The 407-nt window shown below is 66.1% G+C and carries 1 protein-coding gene; it reads left to right on the top strand.

Features of this window, described 5'->3' with window-relative positions; translation table 11 throughout:
• A partial coding sequence (locus EEB15_RS33455) for an exonuclease SbcCD subunit D C-terminal domain-containing protein (RefSeq protein WP_199236720.1) occupies positions 1-407 on the top strand: 407 nt, incomplete at both ends.

The following is a 407-nucleotide window of genomic DNA, read 5'->3' as shown; positions in this document are numbered from 1 at the left end:
CTGCACAAGCCACAGAAAGTCGCCGGACAGGAGCGCATTCGCTATAGCGGCTCGCCGCTGCCGCTGTCCTTCGCCGAAGTGAACTATCGCCACCAGGTCCTCCTCGTCACCCTGGAAGGTGAGCGCCTGAAGGATGTACAGAGTCTCCCGGTGCCACGCGCGGTGGAACTGTTGCGCATCGGCCCCGCGCCTCTTGGCGAGGTGCTCGATCGAATCGGCGAACTGGCCGAGGCCGACCTGCTGAACGAACAGCGGCCCTGGCTGGAGGTCCGCGTCATGCTGGATCAGCCGCAACCAGACCTGCGCCAGCAGGTCGAGAGCGCCTTGCAGGGCAAGGCTTGCCGCCTGGTGCGCATCGCCAGCGAATACCAGCGCCGCGACGAAGAACAGGCGCCGCTGCTTGGGCT

The organism is Ramlibacter sp. WS9, from assembly GCF_003797765.1.
Lineage (GTDB): Bacteria > Pseudomonadota > Gammaproteobacteria > Burkholderiales > Burkholderiaceae_C > Ramlibacter.
The sequence above is the reverse complement of the archived record's forward strand: the minus strand, read 5'-3'. Positions and strand labels throughout refer to the sequence as shown.